Genomic DNA, 18,504 nt, shown 5'->3' on the forward strand with positions numbered 1-18,504 from the left:
CGTTAACAGGATAACACAAGTAAAGTCATAGGTAAAGATTTTTTCGTGTTTTCAGAGGAGACATTTTGTACTAACTACGAATTCTAGCCGCTAACGAATTCTCTATGTGATCAATTGTCTTCTTGTAGTACACATCTATTTCTTCATCTGTAAGAGTCCGCATCTTATCCCTATAAATTAATGAAAATGCTAGACTTTTCGAACCATCAGCTACTTGTTCACCAACGTACACGTCAAACAAGCGAACATCACTAAGCAATGGCCCCCCACTGGCAATGATAGCTTCTCTTACTTGATCAGCAGAAATAGTTAAAGGCAAGACTACTGCTACATCTCTTTGAATAGCCGGAAATTTAGGTAATGGTTCATACTTGGCAAGTAAATTTACACAATCTACTACAGCTTCGATGTCAACCTCAAATATATACACTTTACGATGTATATCAAATTCATCTGCCACTTTCGGATGCAGTTCACCAACAGTTGCCAATATTTTACTATTTCTGGTGAATACTGCCGTCTTTCCTGGATGCAGAGACATATGTTCACCTGTTGTTACATGATAATCACTGATTCCTAAACCAGCCAGTAATACCTCTACAATACCCTTGGCATCATAAAAATCAACATTGTCCTTGCCTTGGCTCCAAGACAGTTCACTGCGTTTACCTACTAATGCGCCACAGAGCATCAAAGGCTCTTTAGGCAACGAATCTAGAGGAAGTTCTTCGGGCAAATATACTGCCCCAAGTTCATAAATTTTTATATCATCATTTTTTCTAGAAAGATTACGGACAATGGTTTCCAATACACCACCTAATAAAGTAGTCCTTAATATGGGAAAATCATCCGTGATAGGATTCAGCACGCGAATGGCACGATGTAGGACATGATCATCTGCAATATTTAATTTATCCAATACTTGCGGATGAGTAAAACTCAAAGAAATAATTTCATCCAAACCCGCTCCTGTTAAAATTGTTTTTATTACATCAACAATCGACTGGGCATATTCTTGCCCACCACGTAAAATATTACCATCAGGAGTTGTTGTAGGGATTTTATTATAACCATAAATTCGAGCAATTTCTTCACATATGTCAGGCTGATACTGTACATCGTTGCGCCATGTAGGCACATTCACAATTACTTTATCACTTTCAGAATGTGTATCAATTGCAAATTCCAAACTTCGTAAAATATTCAGCATTTCACTTTTACTAATATCTGTACCTAGATAAGCATTTACCTTCTGGGGGATAAAGCTAACCTGGCGAGGCAGTACCATGGTAGGATAGCTGTCCACAAGTCCTGGACATACCTTACATGCTCCCATATCTTCTAATAACTTAGCTGCTCTATCTAGAGCACGAATGCTATTAACCGTATCTACACCTCTTTCAAATCTTCCTGATGCTTCTGAACGCAAACCAAGAGCCTTTGAAGTACGGCGTATACTTACTCCGTTAAAAGAAGCTGCTTCTAATATTACATTTTGAGTATTATTAGTGACTTCTGTAGCTAACCCTCCCATTACACCTGCGATCCCTACAGCTTGTACTTGATCCGCAATTACCAACATATCAGAAGTAAGTTCACGCTTAATTCCATCTAACGTTGTAATCTTTTCACCAGATTGTGCTTTTCGCACTGTCAAGCTATGTTTTGAAACCAAATTATAATCATAAGCATGCATTGGCTGTCCCATTTCCAACATAACGTAGTTGGTTACATCAACTATGTTATTAATGGATCGCATTCCCACAGCCTGCAAACGGTGTTTTAGCCATTTTGGTGATGGGCCAACCTTAACATTTTGCAACACCCTTGCAGCAAACCGAGAACATAACGAAGGCTCTTCAATAGCAACCTTTACTAAACTAGCAGACTTTTCCGCTGCGGTCTCATGTAAGTGAATCATTGGTTTTTTTAACGTACTGCCTGTCAAAACTGCAACTTCTCGTGCTAAACCAATTACACTAAAACAATCTGCCCGATTTGCCGTTAATTCAAATTCTAGAACTACATCATCCATCCCCAACGCTTTTTTGATATCAACACCAACAGCTGTGTCTTCAGATAAGATATAAATACCTTCTTTTTCCTTTGCAGACAACAACTTACTGTCAATATTCAGTTCTGCCGTAGAACACAACATGCCATACGACATTACACCGCGCAATTCACTTGCTTTAATTTCCAGCCCACTTGGTAACTTAGCACCAACTAAAGCTACCGGAACAATATTTCCCACTGCAATGTTGTTTGCTCCAGTGACAATAACCAGAACTTCAGTTCCAACATCTAGTTTACAGATGGACAATTTCGTAGCATTAGGATGCTTTTCTACTTCAAGAATCTTACCAGTTACAATCTTTTCAATATCTTTACCTAAGTAGCTAATTCCTTCCACCGGAATACCAGCCATTGTTAGCATCTCTGCTAATACTTCGGGTGTTTGTGAAAATTCAACATACTCTTTTAGCCATTTTATTGGTGCTTGCATACCCATCCCCCTTTAAGATTGTATATCATTATTTTCTTACTAAAACTGTTTTAAGAAACGTAAATCATTCTCATAAAATAACCGTAAATCATCAATACCATATAGTAGCATTGCAATTCGTTCTACGCCCATACCAAAAGCAAAACCACTCACTTGTTCTGGATCAAATTTACTCATCTCAAGTACGCGAGGATGTACCATTCCCGCACCTAATATTTCTAGCCAGCCAGTGCCAGAGCAAACTCGACATCCTCCACCACTACACATAACACAAGAAATATCTACTTCTGCACTAGGCTCAGTGAAAGGAAAGAAACTCGGACGAAAACGCACGCCAACATCTTTGCCAAAAATTTCATGAATAAACAATTCTAGAGTTCCTTTTAAATCAGCAAAGCTAATATTTTTATCAATTACTAGCCCTTCTACTTGGTGGAACATCGGAGAATGAGTTGCATCATAATCACGACGATATACTTTTCCAGGTGCTATGATACGAATAGGTTGATTTGGTACTGCTGCCTGCATAGTACGAACTTGTACAGGTGAAGTATGAGTACGCATTAAAAACTCTTCTGTAATATAGAAAGAATCTTGCATATCCCGTGCAGGGTGATCTTTAGGTAAATTAAGTGCTTCAAAATTATAATAATCCTGTTCTACTTCTGGGCCTTCTGCTATGGCAAAACCCATTCTCATGAATATTTCCTTTATGCGTACAAGGGTTACAGTTAAAGGATGCTGATGCCCTACATTTACCTTTCTCCCAGGCAACGTAACATCAATCTTCTCAGAAGCCAACTTTTTTTCTAGATCAGCTTGCTTAAAGCCTTCACTTTTTGTTTGAATAATATTTTCTAATTCAGACCTAATATCATTTACAATTTGTCCAATTCTCGGACGCTCTTCGGCGCTCAACGCTCCCATTCCCTTTAAGGCACTAGTTAAGCTCCCTTTTTTCCCTAAATATTTAACCCTAAGCTCGTTTAATGCATCCATATTATCTGCCTGTGATAACTCTAGCAAAGCCAATTGCTTTAAGGATTGTAATTCTTGTTCCATGTGTACCTCCTAAAACATCATTATAGATAAAAATAAAAAGACTCCACCCCTGCAAGGGGCGAAAGCCTTACTCCCGCGGTACCACCCTAATTAGTACTCAACTTTCTTTAACGCAGAAAGGAACGTCTGGCTTACACAAAAATCATTTCTTCAGCACAGATTACTCCAGAGCGAACTTCTGTTAACCGTTTTGGAACTGTTCTCAATCTACGACAGCATCCTCCCTGTATAAAATGGCACTAACATACTCTTCTCTATCATTGTAGTTACCTTAATATAGCAACTTTATCTCACTATATATCTTCAATTCTACAGAGCAGTTAAACAATATAACACTAACAGCTCCTTATCAGCAAAATTATAGCACATTATATCCCATATTACAATAAAAGACTACTGACGCTGACGCACCGCTTCATATAAAATAACAGCTGCCGAAGCTGCAACATTTAAGGATTCTACATTCCCCAGTAAAGGAATATGTAACCGCTCTATTGCAACTTCGAGTAACTTTCTACTGACACCATTGCCCTCGTTGCCAAAAACGACAGCCACAGACTGATTAAAATCAGTCCGAAAGTAAATGGTAGAATCCTCCAAAGATGTCACTAAAATACGAATATCATACTTATCCAAAGAATTTATTACTTCGTCTTGGCTGAGCCCCTCGAATATCGGTACATAGAACAAAGATCCCATACTAGCCCTTACTGCCTTAGCAGCAAAAACATCAGAACAGCCTTTTGTCAATATTACTCCTGTACAACCAGCGGCAGCAGCCGTACGAATTATAGTCCCCACATTCCCAGGGTCCTGAACTTCATCAAGCACCACCAAAAGCGGTTTTTCTACATTAGCAAGACAATCAACTAACCTATACTCACGTTTTTTCATAATTGCCATTATACCTTGAGGATGCTTTACTTCCGTTATTTTTCCATATATAGCTGCTGAAACTTCAATCATACGGCAGTTCCTGGACTGCAATAATAACAACACTTCTTGCACCCTTTGATCTTCCTCTGCTCCCGTTATATAGACGCACGCTTCCACTGACCAATTTGCCTGAGCAGCCTCTTCTACTAACCGAACACCCTCAATACTAAATAAACCTAACTCATCACGAAATTTCTTTTCTTTAAGCGAAGCAGCCATTTTTATAAATCGATTCTGACTACTAGTAATTATTTCTTTCACGCTAGGTCCTCCAAGCGTTGTATCCCTTTCATCCCTCCCACAACAACTAAAATATCACGTTCAGTAAACTTTTCACTTGGTAAGGGTGGCACAATTACTACTTCTTCTCTTTTAATAGCAACAACATTAATTTCAAATTTTGCCCGTAAATTTGTTTCAGCCAGTGTTTTGCCTACTAAAGCCTTGGGAACACGAACTTCCACAATTCCTAATTCTGGTGAAAGTTCAATATAATCCATTACATTACTCGATACTAAATTATGAGCTACACGTTGCCCCATATCCCGTTCCGGATATACAACTCTATCAGCACCTATTTTCTCCAGCATTTTACCATGTAATGTATTTTTTGCCTTTGTAACAATATAGGGAACTCCTAATTCTTTAAGTTGTAATGTGGTTAAAATATTAGCCTGAATATCTTCCCCAATCGCAACAACAACCACATCAAAATTTCTAATACCTAGGGCTGATAATGTATCTTCATCCGTTGTGTCTGCTTGTACAACATGTGTTACTTCATCACTAAATTCTTGGACTCGTTCTTCTCTAGAGTCAATTGCTAATACTTCATAACCCATTTTATGTAAAGTAATCGCAACACTAGTGCCAAAACGCCCCAATCCGATAACAGCATACTGTTTTTTGTTCTTCATAAAAATCTGCTCCTCAACCAATATTAATCTTACCCTCAGGATAATGTATTGCACCTTTTCTACTACGTAATGCCAAAGCTAAAACGAATGTCACAGGACCTATCCGACCTGCAAACATAGTAATAATAAGCCACAGTTTACCATGTACAGTTAATGAACTAGTGATACCTGTAGACAACCCCACCGTTCCAAACGCCGATACCACTTCAAATAATATCCTTAAAAAGGAGAATTCTTCGCTAATACTCATCATCATTGTTACAATAATAACTAATGTTGCAGCAATAAAAAACACGGTAAAGGCTTTATAGATGATATTCTGGTTAATGCGGCGTCGAAATATCTCAGCATCATGCTTACCTGTAATTAAAGCCCATATTGCCGCAATCATTACTCCAAGAGTTGTTGTCTTTACGCCACCACCTGTTGAAGCAGGAGATGCACCAATAAACATTAAGATAATCGTAAAAAACAAAGTAGCATCCTGCATTTTACCGATATCAACTGTATTATACCCTGCAGTTCTTGGTGCTACAGATTGGAAATAACTAGCAAGAATCTTACCTTTCCAAGAGAGCTCACCAAGAGTCTCCGAATTATTCATTTCTAACAATAGAATAACTACGGTACCAAAAATAAGTAACACTAAAGTAGTAATAAGTACCAACTTAGTATGTAATGAAAGCTTCTTCCATCGTCGATTATTCCAAACATCAAAAATTACAGTAAAGCCAAGACCGCCTAAAATAATCAAAGAGGTAACCGTAAGATTTACAGTAACATCATCGACATAGCGTGTTAAGCTGCTAAAATTGCCAAATAAGTCAAATCCAGCATTACAGAAAGAAGATATCGCATGCCAATAACCATAATAAATACCTGTACTACCCAAATCAGAATACCAATGAATTGCTAAGATTGTTCCACCAATAAATTCAAGAAAAAATGTAGCGAAAATGATATATTGGGTTATTCGAACAACACCTGATACTGTCATATGATTCAAAGCTTCCTGCATAATCAGGCGCTCACGCAATTGAATCTTACGACGCATAATCAGTGCCATTAATGTAGCCATTGTCATAATTCCCAGAGCTCCGGCCTGAATAAGAACAATAATTACCATTTGCCCAAATATAGAAAAATAAGTCCCCGTATCAACAACGACCAATCCAGTTACACATACCGCTGAGGTCGCTGTAAACAAGGCATCAATAAAAGATAAACCTTGACCAGTCGCCGAGGCCATAGGTGTCATCAATAACAAGGCTCCAGTTACGATTAACCCCGCAAAACCCAAAGCTAAAATTTGGTAAGGCGTTAGTTTCCACTGCGAAATGTCAAATAAATTTGCAAATCTAGTATGAACGGTCAAAATACTTCACTCCAAATTTCAAATAGCATTTATAAGTGCCATATCCAACGATACCAACATATTTTACCACTACTAGTAAGAAAAAACACACATTTTCTTTTGAAAATGTGTGTTTTTTATAAATATTTAATTTATAATGCTTTAGAAATACAATTAAAGTGGAACATATACTTACTAACTGACTCTTTCACACCTTTTTTAACTGCAGACATCAAAAATATATAATTAGCTCCCGGATTGTCACGCAGCTCATTTTTAAGTTTTTCACTTGCAGCCATAGACGTATCAATAGGGATATTAATCTTACTAATGCCACATTTTATAGAATTAGAGTAATCATCACTACTCAATTTCGATCCTCCATGCATAACTAATGGCACGCTAACAACAGTACTCAACTGACCTAATCTGGTGATATTGAGTTTTGTCATACCACGATATGCTCCATGTTTATTACCTACCGAAACAGCCAAAGCATCAACCTTAGTTTTATCCACAAAGTCAGCGGCCACATCACATGTAACAATATTGTCTTCATTAATATCCTCTACATGCTCGCAACAACCAACATAGCCCAATTCACCTTCGACAGAAACGCCGAGGGAATGGGCTATACGTGTAACTTCTCTAGTCTGTTTCAAATTTTCACTAACAGGCAAAGCAGATCCATCAAACATAACAGAAGTGAATCCCCAACGAATTGCTTTAATAATCCCTTCGTAAGTATGACCATGATCCAAATGGAGAGCTATCGGTACTGATGATTTTTGTGCAGCACGAACCATAGCCGCGCTTAAGGTCTCTACATCAACAAACTTGAAAAACCGTTCCGTAATTCCAAGTACTAATGGTGTTTTTAATTCTTCTGCCACTTCTACAACCGCACACAATGTCTCTAGATTAAACACATTAAAACCGCCAACTGCATACTTTCGATTACGCGCATCGTCAAGTAAATGATTCATTGTTACTAACGCCAAAATAAAATCCCTCCTTACGGTTAAATTTTACTTCAATTTGATTCTATTATATTCGCGAAACTTTTTTTAAAAACCTGCATATATTTTGAATATTTAAATTTTTTATTCCTCATCTAAAAATTGCTCTGCGCGCAATGACAGATTCGTGTAAAATAAAAATTCCTAGACAAAAGTCTAGGAATTTGATATCTATTTAAGTTGCTCTTTAGCAATTTCAACAAGTTTAGCAAAAGCAGCCATATCATTTACTGCAAAATCAGCCATCATCTTACGATTTACTTCTACACCGGCTTTACTCAAACCGCTAATCAATTTGCTGTAAGAAAGACCATTTAAACGAGCCGCAGCATTAATACGGGAAATCCACAATCTACGGAATTCACCTTTTTTCGCGCGACGATCGCGACGAGCATAATATAAAGCTTTCATTACTGTTTCATTTGCTTTTTTAAATAGCTTGCTCTTAGAACCCTTATAACCTTTAGCTAACTTAAGAATTTTCTTATGACGTTTATGTGCTGTCACGCCTGTTTTAACTCTTGGCATGTTGCTGTACCCCCTATTTAATATATGTCAATTTTAGGCGTAAGGAAGCATTTTCGATACGCGTTCATGATCAGATTTGCTAACCAAACCGGCTTTACGTAAATTACGTTTACGAGCTGGACCTTTTTTCTCAAGGATGTGACGTTTAAAAGCTTTAGAACGTTTGAACTCACCGCTACCAGTAACTTTAAAGCGTTTAGCAGCAGCTCTACGTGTTTTCATTTTTGGCATAATTGGTCTCCCTTCTTAATTCTGTGGCTTAGGTGCCAGAATCATTATCATATTTTTTCCTTCAAGCCTAGCCGCGCGCTCAATATTGGCAATATCTTTAATTTGGCTGGCCATTTTATCCAAAACTTTCTTCCCTAGTTCAGGATGGGACAACTCCCGTCCACGAAACATGATAGTTACTTTTACTTTGTCACCATCTTCGAGAAAGCGTTGAGCGTTTTTAAATTTAACATCAAAGTCATGATCCTCAATGTTTGGGCGTAGTTTTACTTCCTTGACAGTTACAACCTTTTGTTTTTTCTTAGCTTCCTTCTCCCGCTTCTGTTGTTCATATTTGAATTTACCAAAATCCATAATACGACATACAGGCGGCTTAGCCGTTGGTGCTACCTCGACTAAATCAAGATGTTGTTCTGCTGCCATCTGCAGCGCATCTCTTAGTTGAACAATACCTAATGGTTCATTAGTTGCACTATTCAAACGAACTTCTCTAGCCCTGATTTCCTCGTTAATTCTTAATGTGTCTTTGCTAATTGTCGCTCACCCCCTGATAAATTTAGCTACATATAAATAAAAACGGATGGTATAAATACCACCCGCAACAAAAGCATAATCATACATGCTGTCATAACCTTACGAACTGCTAATGCGTTGCAAGGTGAGAAGCGGATGGCTTCTACTTAGACTCAATATTCTTGAGTACTTGATAATATTAACATTAGGAATGTCGAATGTCAAGCACTATTTTTCAAGCTTTTTCCTTTATTTCTTTTAAAAGATCGGAAATAAACTCACTAGCAAGTTTCCCACCGACATCGCCGTGACCACGCTTACGCACAGCAACACTACCTGATTCAACTTCTTTATCACCAACAACTAATGTATATGGAATTTTCTGCAGTTGTGCCTCACGAATCTTATAACCAATTTTTTCACTACGGTCATCTACCTCAACACGGATCTCTTGCGCAAACATAGCAGCTGCCAACTCATGAGCATATGCTGCCTGCCGATCAGTAATCGGTAATATCTTAACCTGTACTGGTGCCAGCCACGCAGGAAAGGCTCCAGCATAATGCTCAATTAAAATCCCAATAAACCGTTCTATGCTGCCGAAGGCTACACGGTGAATCATAACAGGACGATGTTTTTGCCCATCTTCTCCCACATAATTAAGATCGAATTTCTCCGGCATCTGCATATCCAATTGGATCGTACCGCACTGCCAAGTACGTCCAATAGAATCTCGTAAATGAAAGTCAATTTTAGGACCATAAAACGCACCATCACCTTCATTTATACGATACTCCATGCCTCTTTCTTCCAAAGCATCTCTAAGAGCATTTGTCGTTAGGTTCCACACCTCATCAGACCCCATAGCTTTTTCAGGTTTTGTACTTAACTCTGCATGATATGATAAACCAAAAGTACTGTATACAGCATCAAATAAATCAATTACACCCTGTATTTCTGTTTTGATTTGTGAAGGCAGCATAAAGATATGAGCATCATCCTGAGTAAAGCTTCGAACTCGCATTAAACCATGCAGCGCTCCTGAAATCTCATGACGATGTACCAACCCTAACTCCGCTGTTCTAAGGGGAAGATCCCGGTAACTATGATGCTGAGTACGATAAACTAAGATTCCTCCTGGACAGTTCATAGGCTTTACAGCATAACCTTCATTATCAATAGTAGTAAAATACATATTTTCCCTATAATGATCCCAATGACCTGATTGTTGCCATAATTTTTGATTCAGAATAACAGGGGTTTTAATTTCTTGGTATCGATATTTAAAATGCAATTTGCGCCAGAAGTTTTCAAGTTCATTTCTAAGCACCATACCTTTTGGATGAAAGAAAGGAAAGCCAGGGCCTTCTTCTTGTATACTAAATAAATCAAGTTCTCGACCTAATTTACGATGATCACGCTTTGCGGCCTCTTCCAACATCGTCAGATATGCCTCTAAATCAGCCTTTTTCTCAAAAGAAGTACCATAAATACGCTGTAACATTTTACGCTTTTCATCACCGCGCCAATAGGCACCAGCCACACTTTGCAACTTAATAGCTTTTACCTTGCCAGTAGAAGCAAGATGTGGACCTGCGCACAAATCAACAAACTCTCCTTGCTTATACATGGAGATCGTTACATCAATCGGTAAATCATGTATTAGCTCTACTTTATAGTCTTCACCTAACTCTTCAAATATACGGATCGCCTCATCACGGCTAACTTCCATTCTTTCAATAGGGAAATCTTCCTTAACGATTTTCTCCATTTCAGCCTGAATTTTTTCTAAATCTTCAGGAGTAAAAGCCTCATCTATATCAAAATCATAATAAAATCCATTTGCAATAGCAGGACCAATTGCAATTTTGACATTCGTAAATAAACGTTTTACTGCCTGAGCTAATATATGTGATGAAGTATGACGAAAAGCGTCACGTCCTTCAGCATCTTCAAATGTAACAAACTCAACCTTTGCATCGCTATTTAATTGAATTGGTAAATCAGTCACATGACCATCCACTTTTGCGGCTACGGCACTTTTAGCCAAGCTGCGGCTAATGGATGCTGCAAATTCAGCCAATGTAGTTCCTTGTTCAACCTCACGTATACTTCCATCTTTCAATGTCACTTGTATCTTTTTCATAGATGTTCCTCCTTAAAAATTTTCCAAATAAAAAATAAACCCTCATCCCTATAGGGACGAGAGTTATAACCCGCGATTCCACCCTGATTGGCAAAAGCCCATCTTGATCATTGATAACGGGAATTACCCGGCACAGCTTACCGTTTTATAGCTATTACTTCTTATAGCAAAAAAACATTCAGCATAGCAGTTTAAAGGTGGTAACAATAATGGTGTACGTAAAGATGCTTACAGCCGGTGACATCTTTTCTCTGAAACGACAGTGATACTATTGTCTTGTCCTTTGCATTACTTTTACTAGTATTAGTCTAATAATAGCTATTTTCAAGATGAATGTCAATATCTACATTAGCGGTTTAATGCGTAGGCATAAGATCTTCCTTATAGACATTTATACAAAAGTCACATCCATTGCATATCATGAACCTGCCATCAAAGATGTTCTTTATAATATCCACCAAGCTCTTAGTCGTAGCACGATTATGATCCTCTACGTGAACCATAACACTATATGGTGCTATCGTAATTAGGGCTGTAATGAGCAAATCTTCATGATTGATTGAATCATCACTTTCCAGCACAAAGTTTTCTAATTTTTGATTACTAATTAAATTCCCCTGTTCATCTAAAATTTTGTACGTACCAGAATTAATAATAACTACGTGTACTTCCTCTACCTGCGGTTCCTGGATCGTAACAAAATATCGCAATACGCGGATAAACTCTTGATATTCTAATTCCATCATAAAATCATCTACAGCTGTATCTACTACTCTAGCCAGTTTCTCCCGATATTCTTTCAATCTAAAATTGATAAATCCTTCTAATACAAGCTCATGATGTGCGTTAAGATATTCAGCAATTTTTTCCACTATGTTCTTGCTGCGCGTACCAAAACCAAAATCCGCAACCACACCATAATTATCATTTAATAACTGCAACGTATTATCATAAATGATTTTACGCTCTTCTGCAGAAAAATAATAATAATTATCTTCAACAATTTTATAAACAATTTTCTTTTCTTCTCTTGAAATAATTAATTCAGCTAACATATTGGCAACATGATGTTTAACTGCATTCTTAATCCGTTCATAATTACGAAACGATAATTCTCCTTCCATCACATTACAACCAATAAATGTATAATGTCCTTTATTGGTTTCATCAATCGCTATTCTATATCCATCTTTAATTAATGTTTTGCAATCCAATTGCAATCTTTCTCGAATATCCTGGGTTGTTCCGCTTAAACCAACCGAAAGCAATTTCACCACCCTCACTCCCTTCCTATTATATTATATGTATCACATTATATTTGCATACAATTCAAAAATATAATAAGAAGACCCTTAACTCTCTAAAACATAATCAAACCGTCAAAATGAAGAAAACACAAAGAAGAGACAGATAGGATTACTAGACTTTCCATCTTCGAAATTTATAATTCCTATAAAAAAGACTTGGCAAATGCCAAGCCTTATACTTCATTTCTACTTACGAACTGCTTTATTTTTATCAAATATTTTTCCGTGTTCCATCTGTTTTGCAGCAATGTCTATTTTTAAAAGCTTCTCGTATTTATGAATTAAAGCGACTTCCTGCTTAGTAATAATCGATATGGCGATACCACTTTCTCCCGCTCGCCCAGTTCTTCCTACACGATGTAAATAGATTTGAGGATCTTCAGGCAAATCTAAATTAAATACATAATCGATACCGACTATGTCCAGTCCCCGAGCTGCTACATCAGAAGCAACTAATAATTGAACTTTCCCCTTGCGAAAATCTTCTAATGATTTCTTACGATCCCCTTTTACAGAGCTTCCATGTATGCCTGCAGCTTTCAGTCCATGATATACAAGCTTGTCAGTAGTTTCTTCAATATCATCACTTTTATTTATAAAAACTAATGCACGTTTCGCATTAACAAGTCGTGCCATTTTACGCATAACTTCAATTTTATCTCTCTGCTCTGCCACAAAATACATATGAGAAATATCAGGTCTTTCGTTATTTTCTTCAGCAATTGTAATGACCTCTGGGTCACGCATGATCCCTTTAGCAATTGCTAACGTATTTGAAGTTATCGTAGCCGAAAACAACAGAATCTGCCGATCTTTAAGCGTAGTCTTTAGAACGGCTTTTACACTATCCACATTTTTGTCATCTAACAAACGATCCGCTTCATCAATAATAATTGTTTTAATCGTCTGAGACGTTATCTTCTTTTTTTGTATCAATTCCAATATCCGCCCACTAGATCCCACTATAATATGTGGCTTCTCTTTTAATTTGTCTATTTGCCTAGCTATATTTACATTCCCAATAATAGGAGTAGACGTTACAGCAATTTCTGAGTTCTTCGATAATATTTCAATTTGTCGTTGTATCTGAATAGCAAGTTCATGGGTAGGGGCAAGAATCATAACCTGCATCTCTTTTTTGCTCACATCAATCTTCTGAAATAGAGGCAATAAATAAGCTAGTGTTTTACCTGTACCTGTTGCCGATTGGCCTATTATATCCCTGCCTGCTAAAGACAATGGAATTACTTTCGTCTGTATTGCCGTCGGGACATCAATGTTCGCCTTCCCTAAACCTGCTGCCAATTGGGCAGAAACGCCGATCTTCTCAAATAATTCGCTCATTATTTTCTCCTCTTCATACGTCTATTTTTAATGGTCCTAATCACTTCATTCATAAAAAACGTTCCCTTATCGAATACTATAATGGTTCCCGCCAGCATGCATCAAGTGCCGCCTCAATGTGAGGCGGCACTTTAGACTACGTTTACCCTCTTAACGTTTGGATTAAAGCATAATTAATAGCTGACATTTCATGAGGTACGGCGGCCATACCAACTTTACTGGCAGCCATATATCTCGCACATGTTTTGTGCCTTTCGCGATAAAGTTCTGGTGGACAAAACATGGAACAGTCACCTTTAAATGGACACACTAGCGATTCCTCCACTTCAGACAATAATACTTCATATATCAATATTATCTTATAAATTACATAATATATCAATATTTTTTCTCAAGACTCGTAATTTTATTCCTATAATGACTAAAAAGTCCCTCATCAAAGATGAGAGACTTTTTAGCTACATGATTATTTTAACTAAGAAATAGCCTGTAAGACATCCAACCCCTACACCAATTAGACCAGGAGCAATAAAACTATGATTGATAATAAATCTACCAATTCGAGTAGTACCCGACCGATCAAATCCAATACACGCTAAATCACTAGGGTAGGTTGGTAAAACAAAATATCCATAAGATGCAGAGAAAAAGGCTACCATCATTTTGGGGTCGACTCCCAAACTAAGACCTAAAGGAGCAATTGCAGCAACAGCAGCCCCTTGACTATTCACTAATTTTGAGACTAGGAACAATACAATAGCATACATCCAAGGCTGGCTAGCAACAACGCCCGCCAATGTACTCTTCAATAAGGCGAAATGTGCATGAAAGAAGGTCTCACTCATCCATGCTACACCAAATACAGAAACAATTGCAACCATACCTGCTTTAAAAACAGGACCATTGGATATCTCCCGTTGATTCACCTTACAAACAATCAGAATAATAGCACCTGCAATTAGCATCAACATCTGGATAACTAGATTCATCGATAATGGCTTTAATTTACCAACAGGACCAAAAGAAGGAAGTAAATTAGGGAATGCACCAAATAGAACAACAACACCAATGGCAGCAAAGAATATCCAGGTTGCCCAATAGGATTCTTTTGGGAATACCTTGTCTAATAGAGTATCAGAAGTTCCATAAATATATTCTTTTTGCTCTGGATCCTGAATTTTTGCTTGAAATTCTTCATCCTTGTCCAGATCCTTGCCACGCTTCATACTCCAAAGAGCAGCAACAACAACTCCCAACAATGTAGACGGAATGGAAACAGACAACAAATCAAGAAGACCAATCGCACTACCTACACCATGCGATTGAGCTAGAATCGAAACCATAGACACAACTGAAACGGATACAGGAGATGCACCGATTCCCATTTGAGATGCAACGGAAGCAACAGCCATTGGTCTTTCAGGGCGAATTCCTTTTTTAACCGCAATGTCATAAATAATAGGGAACATTGTATAAACGACATGACCAGTACCGCATAAAAACGTCAATGTCCAAGTAGTGAGTGGGGCTAGAATCGTGATGTAAGAAGGGTGACGACGTAATATACGCTCCGCAACCTTCATCATCACATTTAAGCCTCCAGCAGTTTGCAATACAGAAGCACAGGCAATTACTGCTAAAATCGTTAGCATAACATCAACAGGTGGTTGACCAGGTTGCAGATTAAAACCAAAAGTAAGAATAAAAAGACCGATACCACTAATTAACCCTAATCCCATTCCACCATAACGAGTACCTAAGATCAAACAGCCTAAGACCACTAAAAACTCCAAACCTATCATATTATTTACAATTCCCCTTTCTTTTTAAGAGTCTAACAAAGTCGCAAAAGCAATTTTATCTACTTTTGCATTATGCTTGCCTTCCTCTTTTTCACCTTATACATGTTTGCCATTAATATGGCGAAATCCTGCGAATTCGAGAGAATTCGCAGGATTTCTTCGTTTTTTTTAATTATTTAATTTGAATTTAATTATTTAATTCAAATTAAATAATTTTGACTGCATTTTTTTAGTTACAACAGCATTTTCTTATGCAAAAAAGGCTGTGATTTTATTTCATCACAACCTAAGGTCCTATTAACACTCTTATTACATCTTCTAAATATAGATTCATTTAGAAGATATTCGCACGTTAATAATCCTGCCACATCCTAAACATTTTCCCATACCAAAGCTATTAAAATGTACTGTACCTCCGCATTGTATATGAATTAACAAGTATAGCGCCTCCTTATAAGCTATTATAAAGAGTATTTTATGAGATATTACTGGAAATTATGATCTTATTTATTTTTATAAAAATAGTAATATATACAATTCAAATTTGAATTACATGACGAACTTCTTTTAGCTTGTCAGATTCCGCAGCAACAATCTGCTTAAAGAGCGGTACTAAATTAGGATCAAATTGTGTACCAGCACAACGTTCAATCTCAGCTATAGCCTCTTCATGCTTCATGGCTTTACGATAAGGACGATCATTCGTCATTGCATCAAAAGCATCGGCGATAGATAAGATGCGACACGCTAAAGGTATTTCCTCATTCTTGATTCCTAGCGGATATCCTTCTCCATTCCACCATTCTTGATGTTTTAATATCCAATCCGCAATTGGCAATAACTCACCGGAAGACTGAGCCATTCGATAGCCGATCTCACAATGACGTCTCATAATTATAAACTCTTCATCTGATAAGCGGCTCGATTTAAAAAGGATGTAATCAGGTATGCCTACTTTACCAATATCATGAAAACGACCTAAAAGACGTAAGTCAGGTAATCTACTCGACTCTATTCCTATCGCTTCTGCCAACTTTACGACTAAGATCTCCAATCGATCAGTATGCCCATCATCAACAAAATCTCGAACCTCCAGAGCTTTGCTAAGAGTCTTAACGATGGAACTCCGAATACTTTGGCTGCTATGTAATTTTTCCCGATACATATTATCATCAGCAACTTTAAATACATCAGCTACACTTTGCTTAGGATAAGCTTTAACACTAAATCCAATGGAAATGCTAAGAGGAATTTTAGTATTAGTCTCACGAAATTCACTAACCCGCCGACGAATACACTGGCAAATCTCATCAATATCTATACTGCTTGAATTATACAATATCACTGCAAACTCGTCACCACCTACCCTTGCTACTTCAGCAATTCCTGAAAAGCACTCTTTAATGATCGTAGCAGCACTAATGATAAGTTCATCACCAGCCTGATGTCCAAAAGTATCATTTACTAATTTAAGACCATCAATATCACATATCACAATTCCAATAGAACTCTGGCAATTTCTATCCAACTCCTGCAACTGCTCTTCAAAATACACTCGATTATATAATCCGGTCATTCTGTCATGTAAAGCATAATAGTGAAGTTTACCCTCCATATCTTTTCGTTGGGTAATATCCCTGACAATGGCAATAATTTCATTGGCATTAATCGCTATAATTCGTACTTCCTGATATCTGATGGTTTTCATTTCTTGATATTGATATTCAAAAAATTGAATCTTTTCTGTTATAAGCGCTTGCTGAATCTTCTCTGCCAAAATTTGCGGATTCTCCATCATTAAGAAATTTTCTAATTTTTCACCAATTTTCTCTTCTTGAATTATTGAAGTAAACTCCTTACCGTTTTTATAAGAAAGTACGATACCAGAACAGTCCAAAAGATATATCGAATCTGGCAACGCATCAATTAACCTTTGATTCCGGCGTTGACTTTTTTGTAACGCTTCATATAATAGAAAATTCCCTAAGGTAATAGATGTGATCTCGGCAAAACTTTTTAACATTTGTAATTCTTCTTTATCAAAAACATGCTCCACTGTATAATTCATGCTAAAGACACCAATTACTTTCCCCTCGGCTTTTAAAGGAATACCAATACCGGCTTTCAAAAGATTATAAACCGGGTCGCGTAATCGGTCTTCCCATTCATGATATTTTGGAACAATGACGACATCTCCGCTTTCCCATACTGTACCGATAATACCTTCACCTTTTTTTACACTCCCCTGGATCTGATCTAGCGCAAATCCTTCTATAACTTTTGATATCATAGAATTATCATTCTCACTAAGTAAGTAGATATACCCAAATTGAGCTCCACTTATCTTCATCATTTTTCTAACTACAATCTTTAAAAGATCATCTACCATAAAACCCTGCATGAGGGCAATGGATGCTTCATGCAAAGCATACAAACATTCATTTCGCCGATTTATTTTTTCCTCTCTATACAATAATTCATCAAATTGCTGTTTTAATTCTTCTTCAGAAGCAAGCAACTCCTCATATGTTGTCATAATCTCTTCATTTTTCTTCTGCATTTGCTCTTCAGATTCCTTAAGGCGCCTAGAATTACGGGAAATGAGTCGATACAGCATTAAGGCTGTAATCGCTACAAAAAAACATCCTTTTACAACCTCTATTTTAATAACCATCCCTGGATCTGAAACGAGACTGTTTACTAAATAATCAGAAAATAATATCCATAAGACACTAATAACTATATACATTAACGTGATTTTGAAACCAATAGAATATTTATTTTGAAACATAATATCAACTCCTTACTTCTATAACTGAGTAGATTGTTATTTTTTAGT

General features: G+C 37.2%; 15 protein-coding genes and 2 other annotated features. All 15 genes read right to left on the bottom strand.

Annotated features, from left to right (window positions below; genetic code table 11):
• Positions 1-70 precede the first annotated feature (70 nt).
• The gene (gene pheT / locus JBW_RS12430) at positions 71-2,506 is read right to left on the bottom strand and encodes a phenylalanine--tRNA ligase subunit beta (RefSeq protein ID WP_007952629.1); all 2,436 of its coding nucleotides are present in this window, start codon (positions 2,504-2,506) and stop codon (positions 71-73) included.
• Positions 2,507-2,545: 39 nt separating this feature from the next.
• A complete protein-coding gene (pheS, locus tag JBW_RS12435; protein WP_007952628.1) occupies positions 2,546-3,568 on the bottom strand; it encodes a phenylalanine--tRNA ligase subunit alpha in 1,023 nt (340 codons plus the stop codon).
• A gap of 51 nt (positions 3,569-3,619) precedes the next feature.
• Positions 3,620-3,838: a binding site (T-box leader), on the bottom strand.
• Between the two features lie 123 nt (positions 3,839-3,961).
• Positions 3,962-4,765: a TrmH family RNA methyltransferase gene (locus JBW_RS12440; protein WP_007952626.1), complete on the bottom strand. Its 804-nt coding sequence runs from the start codon at positions 4,763-4,765 to the stop codon at positions 3,962-3,964.
• Positions 4,762-5,421 carry a potassium channel family protein gene (locus JBW_RS12445; protein ID WP_007952624.1) on the bottom strand — a complete coding sequence of 220 codons (660 nt, stop codon included), beginning with the start codon at positions 5,419-5,421 and terminating at the stop codon, positions 4,762-4,764. Before JBW_RS12445 ends, JBW_RS12440 begins: the two co-directional genes overlap by 4 nt.
• A gap of 13 nt (positions 5,422-5,434) precedes the next feature.
• Complete coding sequence (locus tag JBW_RS12450; protein ID WP_007952622.1) at positions 5,435-6,796, bottom strand: TrkH family potassium uptake protein; 1,362 nt, start codon at positions 6,794-6,796, stop codon at positions 5,435-5,437.
• Positions 6,797-6,927: 131 nt separating this feature from the next.
• Entirely contained in the window at positions 6,928-7,776 is an 849-nt protein-coding gene (locus JBW_RS12455) for a class II fructose-bisphosphate aldolase (protein WP_007952621.1), read from the bottom strand.
• A gap of 189 nt (positions 7,777-7,965) precedes the next feature.
• Positions 7,966-8,322 carry a 50S ribosomal protein L20 gene (gene rplT, locus JBW_RS12460; RefSeq protein WP_007952619.1) on the bottom strand — a complete coding sequence of 119 codons (357 nt, stop codon included), beginning with the start codon at positions 8,320-8,322 and terminating at the stop codon, positions 7,966-7,968.
• Positions 8,323-8,355: 33 nt separating this feature from the next.
• Positions 8,356-8,553 (bottom strand): 50S ribosomal protein L35, encoded by a 198-nt coding sequence (gene rpmI, locus JBW_RS12465; RefSeq protein ID WP_007934943.1) that lies wholly within the window; start codon positions 8,551-8,553, stop codon positions 8,356-8,358.
• Positions 8,554-8,568: 15 nt separating this feature from the next.
• Positions 8,569-9,087: a translation initiation factor IF-3 gene (gene infC, locus JBW_RS12470; RefSeq protein WP_071882490.1), complete on the bottom strand. Its 519-nt coding sequence runs from the start codon at positions 9,085-9,087 to the stop codon at positions 8,569-8,571.
• Positions 9,088-9,115: 28 nt separating this feature from the next.
• Positions 9,116-9,241 (bottom strand) — a sequence feature (ribosomal protein L20 leader region).
• Positions 9,242-9,301: 60 nt separating this feature from the next.
• On the bottom strand, positions 9,302-11,212 hold the full coding sequence (gene thrS / locus JBW_RS12475; protein WP_007952615.1) for a threonine--tRNA ligase: 1,911 nt from the start codon (positions 11,210-11,212) through the stop codon (positions 9,302-9,304).
• Between the two features lie 356 nt (positions 11,213-11,568).
• Entirely contained in the window at positions 11,569-12,486 is a 918-nt protein-coding gene (gene ytxC, locus JBW_RS12480) for a putative sporulation protein YtxC (protein ID WP_007952613.1), read from the bottom strand.
• 219 nt (positions 12,487-12,705) lie between these two features.
• Positions 12,706-13,863, bottom strand: a complete 1,158-nt coding sequence (locus JBW_RS12485) for a DEAD/DEAH box helicase (protein ID WP_007952611.1) — start codon at positions 13,861-13,863, stop codon at positions 12,706-12,708.
• A gap of 142 nt (positions 13,864-14,005) precedes the next feature.
• Positions 14,006-14,173 (bottom strand): hypothetical protein, encoded by a 168-nt coding sequence (locus JBW_RS12490; protein WP_007952603.1) that lies wholly within the window; start codon positions 14,171-14,173, stop codon positions 14,006-14,008.
• Between the two features lie 148 nt (positions 14,174-14,321).
• Complete coding sequence (locus JBW_RS12495) at positions 14,322-15,665, bottom strand: anaerobic C4-dicarboxylate transporter (protein WP_036680020.1); 1,344 nt, start codon at positions 15,663-15,665, stop codon at positions 14,322-14,324.
• A gap of 538 nt (positions 15,666-16,203) precedes the next feature.
• Entirely contained in the window at positions 16,204-18,456 is a 2,253-nt protein-coding gene (locus tag JBW_RS12500; RefSeq protein ID WP_007952600.1) for a diguanylate cyclase domain-containing protein, read from the bottom strand.
• Positions 18,457-18,504: the final 48 nt, after the last annotated feature.

The organism is Pelosinus fermentans JBW45 (genome assembly GCF_000271665.2).
Classification (GTDB): domain Bacteria; phylum Bacillota; class Negativicutes; order DSM-13327; family DSM-13327; genus Pelosinus; species Pelosinus baikalensis.